This window comes from Kitasatospora sp. NPDC034023 (assembly GCF_055575795.1).
Window position 1 is genome coordinate 94006 of record NZ_JBVIRY010000006.1, and the last position, 20027, is coordinate 114032.

At 72.9% G+C, this 20027-nt stretch carries 15 protein-coding genes; 3 read left to right on the top strand and 12 right to left on the bottom strand.

The annotated features are described in order from the left end of the window. Nucleotides 1-6: 6 nt before the first annotated feature. Both ACZ52R_RS11490 and ACZ52R_RS11495 read right to left on the bottom strand, forming a co-directional pair. Nucleotides 7-852: an ABC transporter permease gene (locus ACZ52R_RS11490; protein ID WP_465753375.1), complete on the bottom strand. Its 846-nt coding sequence runs from the start codon at nucleotides 850-852 to the stop codon at nucleotides 7-9. Beyond that, the gene (locus ACZ52R_RS11495; protein WP_465662585.1) at nucleotides 849-1760 is read right to left on the bottom strand and encodes an ABC transporter ATP-binding protein; all 912 of its coding nucleotides are present in this window, start codon (nucleotides 1758-1760) and stop codon (nucleotides 849-851) included. The genes ACZ52R_RS11490 and ACZ52R_RS11495 overlap by 4 nt, the downstream gene beginning before the upstream one ends. Before the next feature lie 134 nt (nucleotides 1761-1894). On the opposite strand from ACZ52R_RS11495, the gene ACZ52R_RS11500 reads away from it, so the two are divergent. Then, nucleotides 1895-3073 carry a sensor histidine kinase gene (locus ACZ52R_RS11500; protein WP_465662587.1) on the top strand — a complete coding sequence of 393 codons (1179 nt, stop codon included), beginning with the start codon at nucleotides 1895-1897 and terminating at the stop codon, nucleotides 3071-3073. Then, the gene (locus tag ACZ52R_RS11505) at nucleotides 3070-3732 is read left to right on the top strand and encodes a response regulator (RefSeq protein ID WP_465623064.1); all 663 of its coding nucleotides are present in this window, start codon (nucleotides 3070-3072) and stop codon (nucleotides 3730-3732) included. Before ACZ52R_RS11500 ends, ACZ52R_RS11505 begins: the two co-directional genes overlap by 4 nt. Before the next feature lie 102 nt (nucleotides 3733-3834). On the opposite strand, the gene ACZ52R_RS11510 is transcribed toward ACZ52R_RS11505, so the two are convergent. The 8 genes from ACZ52R_RS11510 to ACZ52R_RS11545 form a co-directional block, all read right to left on the bottom strand. Beyond that, on the bottom strand, nucleotides 3835-4944 hold the full coding sequence (locus ACZ52R_RS11510) for a hypothetical protein (protein ID WP_360503369.1): 1110 nt from the start codon (nucleotides 4942-4944) through the stop codon (nucleotides 3835-3837). Between the two features lie 409 nt (nucleotides 4945-5353). Beyond that, nucleotides 5354-6373 carry an N-acetylglucosamine kinase gene (locus ACZ52R_RS11515; RefSeq protein ID WP_465623067.1) on the bottom strand — a complete coding sequence of 340 codons (1020 nt, stop codon included), beginning with the start codon at nucleotides 6371-6373 and terminating at the stop codon, nucleotides 5354-5356. 98 nt (nucleotides 6374-6471) lie between these two features. After that, a complete protein-coding gene (locus ACZ52R_RS11520; protein ID WP_465623069.1) occupies nucleotides 6472-7785 on the bottom strand; it encodes a 6-phospho-beta-glucosidase in 1314 nt (437 codons plus the stop codon). Next, a complete protein-coding gene (locus tag ACZ52R_RS11525; RefSeq protein WP_465623071.1) occupies nucleotides 7785-8702 on the bottom strand; it encodes a carbohydrate ABC transporter permease in 918 nt (305 codons plus the stop codon). The genes ACZ52R_RS11520 and ACZ52R_RS11525 overlap by 1 nt, the downstream gene beginning before the upstream one ends. A gap of 21 nt (nucleotides 8703-8723) precedes the next feature. Beyond that, the gene (locus ACZ52R_RS11530) at nucleotides 8724-9740 is read right to left on the bottom strand and encodes a carbohydrate ABC transporter permease (RefSeq protein ID WP_465753376.1); all 1017 of its coding nucleotides are present in this window, start codon (nucleotides 9738-9740) and stop codon (nucleotides 8724-8726) included. A 27-nt stretch (nucleotides 9741-9767) separates the two neighbouring features. Next, nucleotides 9768-11123 (bottom strand): ABC transporter substrate-binding protein, encoded by a 1356-nt coding sequence (locus tag ACZ52R_RS11535; RefSeq protein WP_465623075.1) that lies wholly within the window; start codon nucleotides 11121-11123, stop codon nucleotides 9768-9770. 135 nt (nucleotides 11124-11258) lie between these two features. Further along, a complete protein-coding gene (locus ACZ52R_RS11540) occupies nucleotides 11259-12449 on the bottom strand; it encodes an ROK family transcriptional regulator (RefSeq protein WP_465753377.1) in 1191 nt (396 codons plus the stop codon). A gap of 771 nt (nucleotides 12450-13220) precedes the next feature. Continuing rightward, on the bottom strand, nucleotides 13221-14396 hold the full coding sequence (locus ACZ52R_RS11545; protein WP_465753378.1) for a mechanosensitive ion channel family protein: 1176 nt from the start codon (nucleotides 14394-14396) through the stop codon (nucleotides 13221-13223). Between the two features lie 502 nt (nucleotides 14397-14898). Here ACZ52R_RS11545 and ACZ52R_RS11550 point away from each other — a divergent pair. After that, a complete protein-coding gene (locus tag ACZ52R_RS11550; protein WP_465753379.1) occupies nucleotides 14899-15543 on the top strand; it encodes an HNH endonuclease in 645 nt (214 codons plus the stop codon). A gap of 120 nt (nucleotides 15544-15663) precedes the next feature. Here the strand turns inward: ACZ52R_RS11550 and ACZ52R_RS11555 are convergent, their stop codons facing one another. Together ACZ52R_RS11555 and ACZ52R_RS11560 are read right to left on the bottom strand one after the other, a co-directional pair. Continuing rightward, a complete protein-coding gene (locus tag ACZ52R_RS11555) occupies nucleotides 15664-19602 on the bottom strand; it encodes a beta-N-acetylglucosaminidase domain-containing protein (RefSeq protein WP_465753380.1) in 3939 nt (1312 codons plus the stop codon). Nucleotides 19603-19795: 193 nt separating this feature from the next. After that, nucleotides 19796-19975, bottom strand: coding sequence for a hypothetical protein (locus ACZ52R_RS11560; protein WP_465753381.1), 180 nt, complete (start codon nucleotides 19973-19975; stop codon nucleotides 19796-19798). Between the last annotated feature and the right edge of the window lie 52 nt (nucleotides 19976-20027).

The window sequence follows — 20027 nt, forward strand, 5'->3', positions numbered from 1 at the left end:
GGGACTTCACACGTCCCGCCGCCGCACCACGACCATCGTCACCGCCACCGCGACGGCGGCCCACACGCCCATGGTGGTCCAGGAGTCCAGCACGCTCGGCGCCCACTTGCTGATCGTGGTCAAGGAGTCGGGGTTGTAGGTGAGCCGGTTGACGGTGGATAGCGGCAGGTGGCTGCCGATCTCGTGCAACCACCGGTAGCGGTCCCCGGCGAACATCAGCGGCAGGATGAACATCAGCAGCACCAGCGACACGATCGAGGCGGTGGCGTGCCGCAGCACCGCGCCCAGCGCCATCCCGATCAGCGCGCAGACCGGCACGATCGCCGCGTAGGCGAGGACGGCCTGCAGGCTGACGCCTTCGGTGATGGAGAGCCCGACGTGCCGGGAGGCCAGCATGGCGTTTGTGGTGAAGAAGGACACCGTCGACACCACGGCTCCCGCCAGCGCGGTGATCCCGCCGATCAGCAGCACCTTGGCGGCGATCACCCCACGCCGCTCGGGCACGGCGGCGAAGGTGGTGCGGATCATGCCGGTGGTGTACTCGCCGAACACGGTGATCGCCCCGAGGCTGCCGGCGGCGATCGCCATCACGTAGCCGGCGATGTTGCTCAGGCCGTGGTACAGCGGGTCGTACTTGTACGGTGGCAGGCCGGGTATCGGCGCCGGCGGGTGGTCGATGTACGTCAGGTCGCTGTGCACGGCGTTGATGTTGATCACGATCGCCACCAGCGAGGCGAGCGCCAGCACCCAGTACGTCGACCGCAGCGAGCGCAGTTTGATCCACTCGGCGGCGAGCAGGTCGGTGAACCGGGGCGCCGGTTCGGCGAGGCCCAGGGCAATGACGGTACTCATCGGGCCTCTCCAGCCAGGTATTCGACGCTGTCGGCGGTCAGGGACATGAACGCGGATTCCAGGGAGGACGTGCGGGTGGCGAGCTCGGCCAGCACCACGCCGTCCCGCAGGGCGAGTTCGCCGATCCGCTCGGCGGGCATGCCGGTGACGATTCCGAACTGCGGCTCGATCTCCCGTACTTCGGCCCCCTCCGCGCGCAAGGACGGCGCCAGCAGCGAGAGTTCGGGTGTGCGCACGGCCACCGAGGTCGCCGCGTTGCGGGCCGAGAACTCCGCCAGGCTCTCGTCGGCGATCAGCCGTCCGCGTCCGATCACCACCAGGCGGTCGGCGGTGTGCTCCATCTCCGCCATCATGTGGCTGGAGACGAACACCGTCCGCCCCTCGTCCGCGAGCCGCCGGAACAGCCCGCGCACCCACAGCACGCCCTCCGGGTCCAGCCCGTTCAGCGGCTCGTCGAAGAGCAGCACCGGCGGGTCGCCGAGCAGCGCGCCCGCGATGCCGAGCCGCTGCTTCATGCCCAGCGAGTAGCCGCCGATCCGCCGCCCGGCGGCCTTGCCGAGCCCGACCTCCGCCAGCACCTCGTCCACCCGCCCGAGCGGGACGCGGTTGCTGCGGGCCAGGGCCGACAGGTGCGCCCGGGCGGTGCGCCCGCCGTGCACGTCGCCCGCGTCCAGCAGCGCGCCGATGTGCCGCAGCCCGCGCGGCCGGCTCGCGAAGGGCACGCCCGCCACGGTGACGGTGCCCTCGGTGGGGGTGTTGAGGCCCAGGATCATCCGCAGCGTGGTGGACTTGCCGGCGCCGTTGGGGCCGAGGAAGCCGGTGACGGTGCCCGGCCGGACGGTGAAGGTCAACTGGTCGACGGCCGTGGTGGCGCCGTACCGCTTGGTCAGTCGCTCGATCTCGATCACGGGGACAACGCTGCCGGTCGGCGCCCGGGTGCGGCATCGGGCGGCGGGCCACAACCGGCCGCCGCCGCACTGGCCCCGGGGATTACGCCCCCGGGCCGATGTGCCGCCGGACGGGCCGCGGCTACCATCGCGTCATGATCATCGAAGCCCGTCCGCCGCTGCTCAGGCGCCTGCCCGCCGGGGTGTGGGTGGGGGCGTTCTGGGCTGCCCTGGTCGTGTTCCGCTTCTTCACCCGCGAGGGCGAGCTGCACCACCTCTTCGACTATCAGGGCAACCCGGAGGACATGCCGCTGGTGGTCACCGCGGTCGTCACCACCCTGGTCGCGACGCTGCTCGTCAGGATGCCGTTGGCCGCCGTCGCGGGGGCACTGGCGGGCAGCGTCTACTCGCTCGGGATGTGGAAGGTCCCGGAGACCCCCGTGCTCCAGTTCCTGATCGCCGACGCGGTGGTCGGCTACTGCGCGGCCACCCGCTCCCGCCGCGTCTCGCTGAGCTCCCTGGGACTGCCGCTCGCCACGCTCGCCGGGTTGTTCGTCCGGGGTCTGGCCGCCGGCTTCCCCGTCAACCCGTTCGCCTTCGGCGGCCTCGCCGCGACCGCGCTGATCGCCTGGCTGGTCGGGAACACCGTCCACCAGGGCCGTACCCACACCGAGGCCCTGCGCGGCCGCGCCACCGAGCAGGCCGTCACCGCCGAACGGCTGCGGATCGCCCGCGAGTTGCACGACATGGTCGCGCACAACATCGGCATCATCGCGATCCAGGCCGGCATGGGCAGCCGGGTCATGGACACCCAGCCCGCCGAGACCCGCAACGCGCTGAACGCGATCGAGGTCACCAGTCGGGAGACCCTGGCCGGGCTGCGCCGGATGCTCGGCGCGCTCCGGGCCGGCGAGAACGAGTCCGCGCCGCTCGAAGTCGCCCCGGGGCTGGCCGAGTTGGACCGGCTGGTGGAGAAGGGCGCGGGCGCCGGCGTCCGGGTCGCGGTGACCCGCGGCGGCGAGCCGCGCGCACTGCCCGCCGACGTCGACCTCGCCGCGTTCCGGATCGTCCAGGAAGCCGTGACCAACGTGGTCAAGCACTCCGGCACCCGCGACTGCCACGTCACCGTCGACTACCGGCCGGACGAACTGACCGTCGCCGTCGTCGACCTGGGTGCCGGAGCGGCGACGGCCACCCCCGGCGCCGGCTACGGCATCGCCGGCATGCGCGAGCGGGTCGCCCTGCTGCACGGCGAGTTCAGTGCCGGCCCGCGCCCCGAAGGCGGCTTCCGGGTCGCCGCCCGACTGCCGATCCCCCTGGAGGTGGGACCGTGATCCGTGTCGTTCTGGTGGACGACCAGCCGCTCATCCGCACCGGCCTGCGCGTGCTCATCGCCGACGCCCCGGACCTGGAGGTGGTCGGCGAGGCCGGTGACGGCGCCGAGGCCGTCGACCTGGTGGCCCGGCTGCGCCCCGACGTCGCGGTGATGGACATCCGGATGCCCGGCACGGACGGCATCGAGGCCACCCGCCGGATCACCGCCGACCCGGACCTGCCCACCCACGTCCTCGTCCTCACCACCTTCGACGACGACGACTACGTGTACGGCGCGCTGCGGGCCGGCGCGAGCGGCTTCCTGGTCAAGGACCTCGCCCTGGAGACCATCCTGGACGGCGTCCGGGTCGTCGCCGCCGGGGACGCGCTGATCGCCCCCGGCATCACCCGCCGGCTGATCGGCGAGTTCGCCGCCCGCCCGGACGCCGCCGCCGGACGGCAGCCCAGGCGGGCCGTCACCGGGGGCGTCACCGAGCGCGAACGCGAGGTGCTCACCCTGGTCGGGCGCGGTCTGTCCAACACCGAGATAGCCCAGGAGCTCACCATCAGCGTGGCCACCGCCAAGGCCCACGTCGCCCGGCTCTTCACCAAGCTCGACGCCCGCGACCGGGTCCACCTGGTCATCCAGGCCTACGAGTTCGGACTGGTCAGCCCGTAGGGAGCGCCGAGCCGGCCCGGGAACGCGAGAGCGCCGGGGTGGGCCCGCACAGCCCACCCCGGCGCCGTTCCCCGCGTCAGACCGTCACGGGGCGTCCGATCGTCACGGGACGATCGCGTGCGAGATCTGGCAGCCGCTGACCGCGTTCGACCAGGTGCCCTGCATGGCGAACGAGCCCGTCGCGAAGTTCACGTTCTGCGAGCCGCCGGTGCCGCCGACGCCCTTCCAGGCGCACTTGTCGGCGTTCTCGGCGCCGGACGAGTCCGTCCAGCCGCCGGCCGGGAACTGGTCGGTGACGGTCTCCGAGTACTCGTGGCCGTACACCATGGTCACGCCGTCCAGCAGGCCCGCGCTGCCGCTGTTGACGTAGTTCTGGCCGCAGGAGCTGCCCATGTCGGTCACGTACGGGTCGTTGGTGAACGCCAGGTTGCCGTACGGGGAGGAGGCGGCGCCGCCGCTCAGCGTGGTGTCGCCGTTCCAGTCGTGCCAGGCGCAGAACTGGCCCGTGGAGGTGTTGAAGCCGTCCGGGTGGGTGCCGGTGGGGGAGAGCACCACGTACTGCACGTTGCGGTTGGAGGCCGCCGTGGTGTTGCCGAAGTGCGCGGCGCCCGCGATGGCCTCCTTGGCGATCTGGTTGCCGGTGGCCTGGCCTGGGGCGGCGGCCGACGAGTCCACCCAGACGCCGGCCAGCGCGCCGCCGGTCGGGTAGCCGACGTGCGCGGCGGTCGACGGGCAGCTGGTGGCGCCCTTGGCGACGCCCTCGCAGTACTGGGTCATGACGCCGGACCAGGTCTCGTTGTTGGTGCCCAGACCCTTGAACAGCTGCTGCGCGCGGACGGCCTCGCCCGACGGGTCACCGGAGAGGGTGGTGTACCCGTTGGAGTCGGTGCCCTGGGTGCCCCACTGGGAGCCCCAGAAGATCAGGTACACCTGCGGCGCGCCGGTGGTGACACCGACGCCGCTGACACTGCCGCCGAACTTCAGGTTGGAGGTGCGGGCCGCGGCCGCGGAGGAGGCGTTGGCGTGCTCGGCACCCTCCTTGGTGGGGACGGCGCCGTGCCGGTACGGGTGGCTGTTCCCGGCGAACTCACTGGTCGGCTGGTCGGCCTGGGCGGCCGGGGCGGCGGCGAAGCCGGCGGCGGCGAGCGCCAGCGCGCTGAGCCCGGTCAGGGCCCGGGTCCGCGTCCGGCGGGAGGTGGGGGACATGCCCATCGTGAGGGTTCCTCTCTCATGTGCCGACCGCACGCCGGTAGGGCGCGGCGGCACCGTGGGGGGACGAAGGGGAGTACGACGACGGCAGCACGGAACGGCGGACCGCTCGTCACGAGCAGTCGGCGAAGTGGGGATGGGGGACCGTTCCGCCGTCGACGGCCCGAAGCAAAGCAGAGCCGCTGAAACCGGGTCAACGACGGCGAGCGCAAAGAAAACCCACACGTACCGCCTCGAACATCAAAAGCCCGCAGGTGGCAGGGCGTTGATGCGCGTAGCGCAGCGGACTATCAACAGTTGAGGGGAGCCTCTACACCGTATGGGCCGGGCAGCTCACCCCCGTCCGGGAGCGCGGTTCCCTCCCCCGCCGGACGTGCGGATCCGGCGGGGGAGGGAAGTCGTCGAGCGGGCGTCAGGCCGCGGCCCGCCGCGGCCCCTCGTAGGCCTCGCGCAGCCGGGTCTGCGCCTGCGCGCCGGCCTCCAGGTGGTCGAGCCCGAGCAGTGCCGCGCCCAGCACCGGCGGCGCGACGACCACCCGGGGCTCGGCCAGCGGCGCGGCCTGCGCGAGGCGCGCCTTCAGGTTGTCGAGCAGCAGCGGGTGTTCGGAGGCGAGCACGCCACCGCCCAGCACGACCGGCGTGGGGGTGTCCAGCAGTTCGAGGCGTCCGAGCGCGACCACCGCGAGCCGGACGATCTCGTCGGCCTGGCGGTCGATCAGCTCCAGGGCGATGGCGTCCCCGTCGCCCGCGACCGCGAACAGCACCCGCGCGATCTCGTGCAGCCGCGCGCTCGGCAGGTGCCCGAGGTGGACGGCCTCGGCGACGGCGCCGGCGCTGGGCAGGCCGAAGTGCTCGGCGATGGCGCGGGCGAGCGCGGTGGGCCCGCCGCGGCCGTCCTCGGACCGTACGGCGTGCCACATGCTGGTGATGGCGAGGCCGGAGCCGCCGCCCCAGTCGCCGGTGAGTTCGCCGAGGGCGGGGAAGCGGGCGGTGCGGCCGTCCGGCAGCAGGCCGACGCAGTTGATCCCGGCACCGCAGACGACGGCGACGCCACGCGGGCCGTCGGTGCCGGCCCGGAGCAGGCCGAAGGTGTCGTTGACGACGGTGTTGCTGACGCCCCACGGGTGGGATTCGAGGGCGTCGCGCAGGCCCTGCTCCTCGACCGGCAGGTCGGCGTTGGCGAGGCAGGCACTGACGTGGCTGGTGAGCACGCCGCGCCAGCCCGGGTGGCCGGCCTGGGCCGCGGCCTGTTCGACGAGCGGGGTGAGGCCGGCGACGGCTGCGGCGCCGCCGATCTTCTGGGGTTCGAAGCCGCCGCCGCGGGCGGTGCCGAGGATGCTGCCGTCGGCGCCGATCAGGGCGACGTCGGTCTTGGAGTTCCCCGCGTCGATGGCGAGGACGCCGGGCAGGAGTGGTTCGGGCTGGTGGGTCATCAAGTCCCCGCGGCTCGTACGTGGCCCGGCCGGGAAGTCGTCGGCCGGGGGTGCCCGGCCGGGGGTGTCGTCGGCCGGGGGTGGACGGTTTCGCCGGGTCAGGCCCAGGCGAGGTGCTCGCGGTTGTGGGCGAGCAGCCGGTCCGTGAGCCGGTCGGCCTGTTCGATCTGGCCGACCAGCGGGTGGGCGAGCAGCGCGTCGAAGACCCGGTCGCGCCCGCCGCGCAGGGCGGCGTCGAGGGCGAGGTGCTCGTACGCGGTGACGGCGGCGACGAGGCCGGCGTACAGCGGCTCCAGCGGGCGCTGCGGCAGCGGGCGCACGCCCGCCGCGTCGACCTCGGCGGGCACCTCGATGACGGCGTCGTCCGGCAGGAAGGGCAGGACGCCGTCGTTGCGGGTGTTGACCACCTGGACGGAGGTCCCGCCGCCGGTGCCGAGCAGCGCGGCGATCAGCTGGACGGCGGCCTCCGAGTAGAAGGCGCCGCCGCGCTTGCCGAGCAGTTCGGGCTTGGTGTCCAGGGTGGGGTCGGCGTACATCTCCAGCAACTGCCGCTCGATCTCGGCGACCTGCGCGGCCCGCGAGCCCTGTTCCTTCAGCTCGGCGACCACCGCGTCGTGCTGGTAGAAGTACCGCAGGTAGTAGGACGGTACGACGCCGAGCCGCGCGATGACGGCCTGCGGCAGGTGCAGGTCCTCGGCGATCTCCTTGCCGAAGTCGCCGAGCAGCGTGGGCAGCACCTCCCGCCCGCCGGAGGCGCCCGGCGCGTCCAGCAGGGTCACCCCGCGCTCCCAGGTGAGGTGGTTGAGCCCGACGTGGTCGAGCCGGATCAGCCCCGGGTCCACCCCGAGGTGCCCGGCGAACTTGCGCTGGAAGCCGATGGCGACGTTGCACAGCCCGACGGCCTTGTGACCGGCGGTCTGCAGCGCCCGGGTGACGATGCCGACCGGGTTGGTGAAGTCGACGATCCAGGCGTCCGGGTTGGTCCGGCGCACCTGCTCGGCGATGTCCAGCACCACCGGGACGGTGCGCAGCGCCTTGGCGAGCCCGCCGGCGCCGGTGGTCTCCTGCCCGACGCAGCCGCACTCCAGCGGCCAGGTCTCGTCCTGGTTGCGCGCCGCCTGCCCGCCGACGCGCAGCTGAAGTAGGACGGCGTCGGCGTCCGCGACGCCCGCCGCCAGGTCCGTGGTCACCGTGACGACCGCGGCGTGCCCCTGCTTGGCGAAGATCCGCCGGGCGAGCCCGCCGATCAGCTCCAGCCGCTCGGCGGCCGGGTCGATCAGCACCAGCTCGCCGACCGGCAGGGTGTCGCGCAGCCGGGCGAAGCCGTCGATCAGTTCCGGGGTGTACGTGGAACCACCGCCGACGATGGCCAGCTTGAGCGAGGAAGCTCCGGACGTCTTCGGTGCGGACATCAGCCCTTGACCCCTGTCAGTGTCACGCCTTCGATGAAGGCCTTCTGAGCGAAGAAGAAGAGGATGATCACCGGCGCCATCACCAGTAGCGTGGCGGCCATGGTGAGGTTCCAGTTGGTGTGGTGGGCGGCCTTGAAGGACTCCAGTCCGTAACTGAGGGTCCAGGCCTCGCGCTCGTTGCTGGCGTAGATCTGCGGGCCGAAGTAGTCGTTCCAGCAGTAGAAGAACTGGAACAGCGCGACCGCCGCGATGGCGGGCCTGGCCATCGGCAGGACCACCCGCAGCAGGGTGCGCAGGTCGCCGCAGCCGTCGATCCGGGCCGCCTCGATGTACTCGTTGGGGATGGTCATCAGGAACTGGCGCAGCAGGAAGATGGAGAACGCGTCGCCGAAGGCCATCGGGATGATCAGCGGCCAGAGCGAGCCGCTCAGGCCCATCTGCTTGGCCCAGAACAGGTACATCGGGATGACCGTGACCTGTGGCGGCAGCATCATCATCGCGATGACCGCCATCAGCGCCAGGTTGCGGCCGCGGAAGCGGAACTTGGCGAGCGCGTAGGCGACCGGCAGGCTGGAGACGATGGTCAGCAGCGTGCCCGCGCCGGCGTACAGCAGGGTGTTGCGCCACCAGGTGAGGAAGCCGGGGGTGTCCCACACCTTGCTGTAGTTGCCCCACTCCCAGTGGGTGGGCCAGTAGTCGGTGGTGAGTGCCTGCCGGTCGTCCATCACCGAGGTGAGGAAGACGAAGACGAAGGGCAGCAGGAAGAACAGCGCGGCGGCGATGGCCAACGAGTGGACGGCCACCCAGTTGAGCAGCGCGCGGCGCCGGGCGGCCCGGGCGGCGGGACTGCCGGGGCCGCGGGGGCGGGTGGAGCCGGCCGTGGCCGGCGCCTCGGTGAGTGTGTTGCCAAGAGTCATGATCAGGTCCTCACTGGCCCGCTAGTCGTCGCTCGCCATGAAGCCGGACTTGCGGCGGAGCAGGATCGAGGTGACGGCCATCGAGATGGCGAACAGCACCAGGGCGACGACGCAGGCCGCGCCGTAGTTGAAGTGCTGGAAGCCGAGGTTGTAGACCATCTGCGGCAGGGTCCAGGTGGAGCCGCCCGGGTAGCCGGGCTCGAACTGCTGGCCGGAGTTGCCCGCGATGCCGCTGGCGACCTTCCCGGCGACGATCGCCTGGGTGTAGTACTGCATGGTCTGGATCACCCCGGTGACCACCGCGAACATGATGATCGGCGAGATGTTCGGCAGGGTGACGTACCGGAACCGCTGGAACGGTCCGGCGCCGTCCAGCGCGGCCGCCTCGTACTGCTCCTTGGGGACGTCCAGCAGTGAGGCCATGAAGATGACCATCAGGTCGCCGACGCCCCACATGGCGAGCAGGGTGAGCGCGGGCTTGGACCAGTCCGGGTCGGCGAACCAGCCGGGCTGCGGCAGGCCGAGCTCGCCGAGCAGGTGGTTGACCGGGCCGGTGCCGGGGTTGAACAGGAAGGCGAAGGCGACGGTCGCGGCCACCGGCGGGGCCAGGTACGGCAGGTAGAAGACGGTGCGGAAGAAGCCGGTGCCGGTCTTGACCTTGGTGATGAGCATCCCGACACCGAGGCCGAAGGCGACCCGCAGGCTCACCATGACGGCGACCAGCCACAGGGTGTTGCGCAGGCCCTGCCAGAAGGTCGGCAACTGGTTGAAGACGTAGTCCCAGTTCTTGAGGCCGTTGAAGGTCGGCTGGCCGAAGCCGTTGTACTGGGTGAAGGAGAAGTAGGCGGTGGAGACCAGCGGGTAGACGAAGAAGACGCTGAACCCGATCAGCCAGGGGGAGAGGAAGGCGAGGGTGCGGGCCGCCTCCCGGCGGCGCTTCCGGCGCAGCAGGTGCTGCGTGGAGGGCGCCGCCGGGTCGGTCGGTCCGGCGCCGGCCTTGCCGCCGCTTCCCTTGCGGGTGCCGAACGCGAGTGACATGGGAGCTCCGTGGGCCGTTCGCGGCGCTTACTTGGCCTGGGCGATGTCGGTGTCGATCTGCTTGGCGGTGGCGCTCAGGCCGACCTGGAGGTCGGTCTGCTTGCCGGACTCGTAGTCGTAGCCCAGGTTCTGCAGGGACACGATGTAGGCGCTGCCGTTGACGGCCGGCGGGGTGGTGCCGGAGTGCGCGTTCTTGGCGATGTCCAGGAAGGTCCTGACGTTGTCGTCGCTCACCAGCTTCGGCGAGTCGAGCGCCTCGAAGGTGCTGGGCACGTTGTGGATCGCGTTGGCGAAGCCGACGACCGCGTCGGTGTCGGTGGTCAGGTACTTGACGAACTCCCAGGCGGCGGCCTGCTTCTTGCTGGTGCCGGCGATGCCGACGATGGTGCCGGTCTGGTAGCCGCGGCCGTAGGTGTCGGCCTGGTCGTCCGGGACGGGGAAAGCGGCGGTGCCCCACTCGAAGTCGGGCTTGTTGTCGGCGAGCGCGGCGGTGCGCCACTCGCCGTCCATGGCCATCGCGACCTGGCCGGTGAGGAAGGGGTTCTTGGCGCTGAACTCCTCGCCGAAGGTCGAGCGGAACTTCTCCAGTTTGGCGTAGCCGCCGAGCTGGTCGACCAGGCCCTTCTGCCACTTGAGCATCGCGGCGACCTTCGGGTCGGTGGCGATGTTCGACTTGCCGTCGGCGCCGAAGTAGGTCGGGCCGTACTGGCCGAGGAAGTGCTCGGTGGTGGACTCGTAGCCGTGGTACAGCGGCATGAAGCCGAGCTGCTTGTACGAGTCGCCGTCGGGGACGGTCAGCCTGGCGGCGTCCGCGGCGAACTCGCTGAAGGTCTTCGGCGGGTTGGCGATGCCCGCGTCGGCGAAGGCCTTCTTGTTGTAGAACAGGCCGTACGCGTCGCCGAGCAGCGGCAGCGAGCACTGGTCGCCCTGGAACTGGGTGTAGTTGAGCATCGCGGCCGGGAAGGTCTTGGCCGCGTCGATGCCGCTCTTCTGGAGCAGCGGCTTGAGGTCGATGAAGGCCTTGGTCGAGCAGAACATGCCGACGTTGTTGGTGGTGAAGGAGGAGACCACGTCGGGCGCGTCGTCGCCGCCGGCCCGCAGGGCCTGGTTGACCTTGTCGTCCGGGATGTTGCCCACGGCCTTGACGTGGATGTTGGGGTGGGTCTTCTCGAAGGCGGCGATGTTGTCGTTGATCGCCTTGGTCTCGTTGTCCTGGCTCCAGCCGTGCCAGAAGGTGATGGTGACGTCCTTGCCGCTGGCCGAGTCGTCGCTGCCGCCCGAGTCGCTGGAACCGGTGCAGGCGGTGGCGAGCAGGGCCAGGACGGCGCTGCCGGCGACGGCGACGATCGTGCGGCGGCCTCGGCGGGAGGTGGTGGCGTGCACTACGAGGTCCTCCTGGGAGTGCGCGGGCAGGCGGCGTCGCCTCGGGTCCCGCGTTCGGGGGGTGGGGAGAGGTGGGTGCGGGGAGCGTCGGTGGGTGGGAGCCTCGGTGGGTGGCGGTGTCGGTGGGCGGCGGCGTCAGTGGGTGGAGAAGACCGCCTCGCGGGCGTCCGACAGGGCGCGTTGCAGGGCGCCGAGCAGCACCGGGGAGCCGGGCAGGGCGCTGCTCCGCACCTCCGGCCGGGCGATGGAGAGCTTGGCCAGTTCGACCTCGACCAGGGCGCGCAGGCGTTCGCCGCCCGCGGTCGGCACCGCGCCGGAGAGGACCACCAGCTGGGGGTCGACCACGGCGACGATCACGGTCAGCCCGACGGCGAGCCGCCCGGCCAGTTCGGCGAGGAAGACGTCGCCGGCGCCCGGGGTGGCCAGCGCCTTGGCGATCGACTCCTCGGCGGTGGGCGCGCCGAGCCCGTGCTCGCGGGCCAGCGCCCGGACGGCGGGTGCGCCGACCAGGGCCTGGAACCCGCCGAACTTGCGGCGGCGGGAGTCCCACTCGACGGGTGAGTCGGGCACCGGCATGTAGCCGACCTCCCCGGCGCCGCCGGTGAAGCCGCGGTGCAGCCGACCGGCGATCACGATCGCGGCGCCGACGCCCGCCTCGGCCCAGAGCAGCACGAAGTCCTCGAAGCCCGCCGCCGCGCCGGAGGCCTGCTCGGCGACGGCGGCCAGGTTCACGTCGTTCTCGATCGACACCGGCGCGCCGATCGCCTCGGACAACTCCTCGACCAGCCGCGGCGAGTGCCACCCGGGCAGGTGGGAGGCGTAGCGCAGCTTGCCGGTGACCGGGTCGGGGGCGCCGCCGACGCCGATCGCCACGGTGCGCAGGCTGCCCTCGGCGAGCCCGGCGGCCCGGACCGCCTCGGCCACCGCGGCAGCGACCCGGGGAACGGTCTCGGCGGCCGGCACGCCCTTGGTGGTGACGGTGTGTTCGGCCAGCGTGGTGCCGGTGATGTCGGCGACCGCGACCCGGATCCCGCTGTTGGTGACGTCCAGCCCGGCGACGTACCCGGCGGCCGGATTCACCTGGTACAGCTGCGCGTTGGGCCCCGGACCACCCGCCGTGGTGCCGACCGGCAGGACCAGCCCGGCCGCCTCCAGCCGGGCCAGCAGCTGGGAGGCGGTGGGCTTGGACAGCCCGGTCAGCGTGCCGATCTGGGTGCGGGAGAGCGGGCCGTTCTCCAGCAGTAGTTCGAGGGCGGCGCGGTCGTTGATGGCCCGCAGCAGGCTCGGCGTGCCGGCGAGGGGGACCCTGGCGGTGCTCCTGATCATGCTTGGAATCCTCCTCCTTCGGCTCGTCCGAGAGAACTGTTAGGAAACTTTCCAGTCGCTTGGCAAGGACCGTAAGTGCCGCGTGAGCGGGGTGTCAATGGCCGGTGCAGCGGAGGATGCCGAAGCGTTACCGGACGGCGCAGACAGCGCGGATTTTCCGCGCCCCCTGCACAGGAAGTCGGCTGGGCCGACTTCCTGTGCAGGGGGCGCGGAACGTGAAAGGCCCGCCCGCCGGAAACCGCCGATGGCGCGACGGGGCTTCGTGGGAGAGTCCGGCGGTGCCCGCGGCGGACTCCAGCGTGACGCGCTCGACCTGGGCCCCTTCGTGTACGGCCGCGTGCAGCTCCCGGTCCGACCCCTGCCGGCGCGGATCCGGAGCCACGACGATTTCCCGGATCACGAACGTCCGGTGCCCGGGCGGCAGCGGCCAGGGAGGGATTCAACAGCTGCAGGTGGGAGTGTGCCCCCTCCTCGATGTGCGAGCCCGGCCGGACGACACCTCGGTCAGCAGGACGGCTCCCGAGGTGAGTTCGTGGGCCGGTCCACCGCACTGGACGTCGAGCAGCCGCACGCCGGCGTTTACAACGGCTACGAGGGAGGGCAGTTCCTCGACTTCCCCCGTCCCGCTCCCTACCGGCCGACTCGCACCACCGCCGCCCTCAACCGTCGGCGGCGGGACCGTCCCCGTTCTGTGGCTGCCCCCCGGGAACCGCCGGGGTGGGAGCGGGGCTCTGGTCCGCTCTGCGGGGGCTGTTTCGGCTCCGGGGTCGACTACGGCTCCGACTTCGGTACCGGGATGGGCTCGCTGGCCCGGAAGCGGGCCGAGTTCGGGTCGGCGAGCGCGGACGGCGCTGCCTGCTCGATCGCCGCGGCCGGGGCGGGCGCGATCACCACTCCGGTCGCCGAGCCCGCCGTCGCTGCTGCTGCCGCCGCCGGGGTCTCCTCCTTGACCTTGATCCCGGCCCGGTCGAAGGCCACCTTCAGCCGCTGCCGCAGCGCCCGGGAGACCGCCGGGGCCTTGCCGGGCGCGGTCCGTGCCTCGACCCGCACCATCACCGAGTCCGCCGCGACCGATTCGAGGCCCAGGATCGACACCGGCGCCCAGACCAGTTCGTCGTACGGTGCCTCCTTGGCCAGCTCCTCGGCGGTCCGCAGGATGAGGTCCTCGACCCGCAGCAGGTCCTCCTTGTAGCCGATCTGGACGTCCACCGAGGCGGTCGCCCAGCCCTGGCTCATGTTGGCGATCCGCTTCACCTCGCCGTTGCGGATGTACCAGATCTCGCCGTTCGCGCCGCGCAGCTTGGTCACCCGCAGGCCGACCTCCAGCACTGTGCCGCTGGCCACCCCGGTGTCGATCTCGTCGCCGACGCCGTACTGGTCCTCCATGATCATGAAGACCCCGGAGAGGAAGTCCGTGACCAGGTTGCGGGCGCCGAAACCGATCGCCACACCGGCCACACCGGCGCTCGCCAGCAGTGGCGCCAGGTTCACGCCCAGTGCGGAGAGCACCATCAGTGCCGCCGTGCCCAGGATGGTGAAGGAGGCCACGCTGCGCAGCACCGAGCCGATCGCCTCCGATCGCTGCTGGCGCCGCTCCGGGTTCACGACCCCGGTGTTGGCCAGCAGTCCGCCCAGCCGGCTCTCCTCCTGGTGCTCCGGGGTGCGCGCCATCCGCCCTATGAGCTGGGTGATCAGCTTGCGCAGCATGGCCCGCAGCACCAGCGCCAGCAGCACGATGAAGACGATCCGCAGGCCCGAGGCCAGCCAGCTCTGCCAGTGGGTGTCGAACCAGCTGGCGGCCTGCTTGGTGGTGTCCGAGACCTCCTGTGCGCTGGTCGGGATCCGCAGGTCCAGGTTCGGCAGCTGCGCGGTGGGGCTGGGGGCCGGCGTCGGAGCGGAGGGCGTCGAGGACGCGTCGGACAGACCGGTGGCACCGGAGCTGAACACGTGCGGACCTTCCTTGCTGGGTGGCGTGTCGGGTCCGCACCGCCGGCAAGCGGCCCGCGGACCGTGCGCCTTAGCCTATCCGGCGCCGAACGCCCGCCCGGACACGCCGAAGATCGTCCGCCGCCTCGCGGGAAGCCGCCGAAGGGCGTACGGAACGGCCCGGACGCCCCGTCAACGCCCCGGTGCGCTCCCCCCGCACCCCGCCCCGGACGCCGCCCCGACCCGGCCGGACACTGCTCCGACCGGCCGAGTCGTCGCCCGGGAGGGCCACCGGGCGGCACCCGCGCGGTGCTCGGCCGGTACCCGGGTGCAACCCGACCTTCCCCGGGCATACCGGCTATGACAGAGACCACACCCGGAGTTCACGTCAGCTCCGTTACACAGGAGTGGTGGCGCCGTACAAAGGCGTAAGGCGACACTGGGGGAGATCGCGTACTTGTTGCGCGATCCAACCGCTCGTCCCGGCGCGAGCCACGCGCCGCAGGCGTCCAAGGAGGCATCCGTGCCGCATGTCCTGGTCCTCAACGCGTCCTACGAGCCACTCGGCGTCGTATCGATGCGCCGCGCACTCATCCTGGTCCTCAACCACAAGGCGGTCAGCCTGGAGGACTCGGAAGTCACTCTGCACAGCGCCACCAGCGCCCTTCCGGCGCCGTCCGTCGTCCGTCTGACCCGCTTCGTCCGGGTCCCGTTCTGCGGGCCCGTCCCGCTCACCCGCCGGGCGCTGTTCGCCCGCGACCACGGCCGCTGCGTCTACTGCGGGGCCGCCGCCACCAGCGTCGACCACGTCATCCCGCGAAGCCGGGGCGGCCAGCACCGGTGGGACAACGTGGTGGCAGCCTGCCGCCGCTGCAACCACACCAAGGCCGACCGCCACCTCACCGAACTCGGGTGGCGGATGAAGCGCCCACCCGCACCGCCCAGCGGACTCGCCTGGCGGATCATCGGCACCGGCATCAAGGACCCGCGCTGGCGTCCCTACCTGGAGCCCTACGGCGGCGCGGACCAACTGCGCGCCCCGCAGTGGAGCGAGTACGAGCACCTCGACCATACCGAGCCGAACCACTCGGTCCCGATCGGCCGGGTGCACGGCGCCCACCCCACCCCCATCCGCCGCGGCGAGCAGCCCGAACCGCTCTCCGCCTGACCGAAGCGACACAAGGGCTCGCCCGTCGCACCGTCGGTACGCGCCTCATGGGCCGCCGCGCCCCCGCACCGGGGAGCACGGCGGCCCGCCGCGTTAGTCGCTTTTTCGGGGCCCGGCTCGCTACGGCTTCGGCGGCGCCGCCGGAGGAGTCGCGGGGGCGGTCGGCGCACCGCCCGGCTGCCCGGGCTGGCCCGGCTGGCCGGTCGGCGGCTGCGGCGCGGCCGGCGGGGTCACCGCGTACAGCTCGACCCCGTACAGCGAGTAGCCGTACTTGGTCGCCCGCGCCACGCCCTGGACCCGGAGGAACCGGACCCCGGGCGCGTCGAAGCGCACCGTCTCGTCGCCGCCCTTGCCGTTGTCCACCGTGGCCGCGTCCGTCCAGGAGTTCCCGTCCGCCGAGACCTGGATCTTGTACGAGCTCGCGTACGCGGCCTGCCAGTGCAGTACTGCCGAGCCCAGCCGGGTCGCCTGCGGCAGCTCCAGCCGCACCCAGGCGTCGTCCTTGGCCGGCGAGGACCAGCGGCTCTTCGGATCGCCGTCGGCGACCGCCGAGGCCGGGAAGTTCGCCGTTTCGTCGCCCGAGGAGGTGGCCTTCGCGCCGAGCGCGAGGTCCGGCCCGCCGGTCGGCGGGACCACGTGTACCTGGAGGACCTGCTGGACGGTGGTCGCCCCGGCCACGAACCGCACCGGCACCCGGTACGTCCCGGACGGCGTGCCCGGCGCGGCGGCGACCAGCAGCGGCACGCCCACGCGGCCGCCGCGCGGCACGGTCACCGGGCCGGCCGGGGTCACGGTCAGGCCCTTGGCGGCGGCCGGCACCTCGGCGCGCAGCTCGCCGGTGGTGCCCTCGGGGCGCCCGGCCTCCACGGTGGCCCGGGTCTGGGCGGGCGAGGCCGCGCCGGTGACCACGTCCAGGGCCGGGTCGGACAGGGTGAGCCGGGCCGCCGGGGCGTCCGCGTACCAGGGGATGACCTGGTTGACGACCGGCGGATCGCCGCCGGGCTTCCAGGTCAGCCGGAACGCGTCCGCCACCTGTCCGCCGGCCGGCAGCTCGTTGTAGCCGGGCTGCACGGTGCCGATGTCCGCCCAGGTGCCGTCGGCCCGGCGCACCGCGACGGTGGCGGTGGCGCGCACGCCCGGGTCGGTCAGCACGGTGAGCCGGTCCAGCGGACGGGCGGCGCCGAGCTCGACGATGAGCGGGTCGTCCTGCGCGGTCGGCGCCTTGGCGGCCCGGTACGCGGTGTCCGGGTTGCCGTCCAGCACGGCGGCGGCGGAGGAGCCGGGCAGCGCGTCGGGCCCGCCGGTGACGCTCGCCGGGGACTCGTCCGGGGCGGTGACGGTGAACTCGCGCACCGCGACGGCGGTCTTCTGCGCCGCGGTGGCCCGCAGCCGCACCGCCCGGACGACGGTGCCCGGCGGGAGCTGGGCGCTGACCGTCTTCTGGTTCCTGACGACGGCGAGCTGCTTCCAGCCGCCCTCGCCGGTGGAGTACTCCAGTACGCCGTCGCGGATGTAGTCGTCCACGGCGGTCGCGGCGTCCGCGCCGTTGCCCCAGCTGCCCATCAGCACGGTCACGCCGCTGACCGGGCGTCCCGCGCCGAGGTCGAGGCCGACCGCGTCGCCCGGCTGCGGGGGAGCGGAGCTCCAGTAGAAGGTGTTCGCCACGCCGTCGGTCATCAGCCCGGGCAGGTGGTCCTGCGCGGTGCCCAGGGTGGTGGTCGCGGTGACCCCGCCGCCGACCACGCCCGCCCAGTTGTCGGCGGCCCGGACGGCGCGGTCCAGGAACGGGCCGAGCACCCCGGCGCCGATGGTGGCCGGGGCCCGGTCGAGCTGCTCGCGGAGCCGGTTGAGCTCCACCCGGGCCTTCCAGGCCGCCGCTCCGTCGCCGCCGTGCTGGGCCAGCAGCATGTTCAGCGCGGCCTGCCCGGCCAGCCCGTAGTCGCGCAGCGGGCCCAGCCAGGGCGCGGCCTCGCCGGCCAGCTGGGCGGTGGCCGGGGTGCCCGCCAGGGTCTGCTGGGCGGTGGCCATCGCGGCGAAGGCCTCCCGCAGCGGGCCGGCGGCCTCTATCAGCTTGGCGAGGTCGGGCGCCGTGCCCGAGGTCGGCTCGGCGGCGGCCCAGAAGCGGTCGAGCAGCGGCGTCAGGTAGCCGGACTCCTGCTTGGACAGCGGCGAGGAGGTGCTGTTGCCGGCCAGGGCGGTGACCGCGGGCAGCGCCGTCCCGGCGGGCGTCGCGGCGGCGCCGGTCGGCCCGGCCAGCGAGCGCAGGGCGGCCTGCCAGGACTCGTCCGGCTTGTAGCCGACCGGGTTCCAGGCGTAGTCGCCGGCCGTGGCGAGGGCTATCCGGGAGGCCACCGGCTGCTGCATGGCGCCGGTCAGCATCACTGCCGAGCGGGTGGCCACGCCCGGGTCGCGCCCGGTGTAGGCGCCGAGGAAGAGCCGGTCCGGGCTGGCGTCGTTGACCGGGTAGTTGTCCATGGTGACCAGCGGGTGCCCGTACAGGTCGGTGGTGTCGGAGGCCTGCGCGGTGGTGATCTTCTCCGGGATCACCCCGACCCCGCTCCACGCCACCTGCACGCCCGCCGGCAGCGCCGCCGCCAGCGCCTTGCGGTACGGCGTGGCGCCCTGCTGGTGGTACTCGGTCGGGACGACGGACAGCGGCGCCAGACCCGGGTTCTTGGCGACCAGCCGGTCGTTGACCTTCTTCACCAGCTCGGCCTGCGCCTTGGCGGCCGCGGCGGGCCCGGTGCCGTACTCGTCGCGGTCGTCGCCGCAGTGCCACTCGTCGTAGCTGACGTCCAGGAACTGCAGCTGGAAGGCGGTGAAGCCGAGCGCCCGCAGCCCGTCCAGCTTGGCCACCAGCGCGTCCACGTCCTTGCCGGAGCTGAAGCAGAGGGACTGCCCCGGGTCGATCGCGTAGCCGAGCGTGACGTGGTTGCGCCGCGCCCGGGCGGCCAGCTCGCGCAGCTCGTCCGCCTGCGCGGCCGGATAGGCGTTGCGCCAGCGGGACAGCCGGTACGGGTCGTCACCGGGGGCGAAGAGGTAGAAGTTCTGCTTGGAGCGGCCCAGGAAGTCGATCTGGTCCAGCCGCTGCTGCGCGGTCCACGGGGTGCCGTAGAACGCCTCCGCGGTGCCGCGCACCGGCGCGCCGCTCGGCCAGTCCCGCAGCGTGATCCCCGGCAGGCCGAGCCCGTTCGCGCCCGCCGCCTGCCCCTGCCCGGCCGGCACGGCGGCCAGCAGCTGGCGCAGGCTCTGCGCGGCGTAGAACGTCCCGGTGGCGTCCACGCCCGCCAGCACCACCGCGCCGTACGTCCCGCCGCCCTGGGCGGGCAACTGACCGGCCGACAGCACGTACCCGCCGGCCGGCAGGTTCGCGGTCGAGGGCGCGGTGCCCTCCTTGCCGCCCGCCGCGGCGGTCAGCTGCCGCAGCACCCGGTCCACCTCGCCGCCGGCACCCTCCGCGGGTCCGCCGACGTACACCACCAGCGACCCGGCCACCGGCGTCCCGCCGTCCGGCCGCGACGTCACGTCGGTCGCCCCGGCGATGTCCAGCACCTCACGGACGGCCAGCACCGCACCGGGGTCCGCCTTCGGCGTGGTCACCAGCATCACGGCACCCGGCACCACGACCGCCCTGCCCGCCACCGCCTGCTCCTGCGGCCGCGGGAACACCTGAGGATCGGTCACGCTCCCCAGCGGCGTCTGCGGCGCGGTGCTCACCACGTCCGGCCCCGGCGTCGCCGCGTACGCCGACGGCAACGGCCCGGCCAACAGCCCGCCGACCACCGCCGCGGCCGCCACGCCGGCCGCGATCTGCATCGCCCGCCGCCCCGGCCGCCCCGCCGCACGCTCCGCCCGCACGGACGCCAACAGCGGCTCCGTGCCCTTGAGGTCGGCGATCAGCCGGTCCGCCGTCCGGGGCGCCAACTGACGGCACGTCCGCGCCGTCGCCCGCCGCGCCACCAACGCCGCCGGATGCTGCAACACGTCCCGCAACGCCGGACTCTGCTCCAACTGCAACCGCAGCCGCCGCCCGGCCACCACTGACACTCGGGCTTGCACAGGAGCCTCCTAGCCAGGCCGGAACCACATCGCCCGCAACCCCACCAGCTACCCAACCCGGTGTCAACGCCACCGACGGCTATGCCTGTCTTGCCCCTTTTCCTCCCCTCCCCGACCCCGCCCCCGATACCACGCCGGGCCCGCCCCGCCGACCGGCGAAGCGGGCCCGTGTGCCCAGCTCAGGACATGGACGTCAGGAACGCGGCGGCGCAGGCAGCACGGCCGTCCGCACCATCGGGACGCTCCACTGCTCGTTCGCCGCGTAGTTGCAGTCCCACAAGTCGAGCCGGGCGCCGTCGACCGCCTTCCACTCCGGAAGGTCGAGGCACCGGCCCGAAGCCGGGTGGTACAGCACATTGTTCGCGAACGGCACCCACCCGCGAGCGTTCCACCTCGTACGACTCGACGCCGTTCGCCCGTCCGCT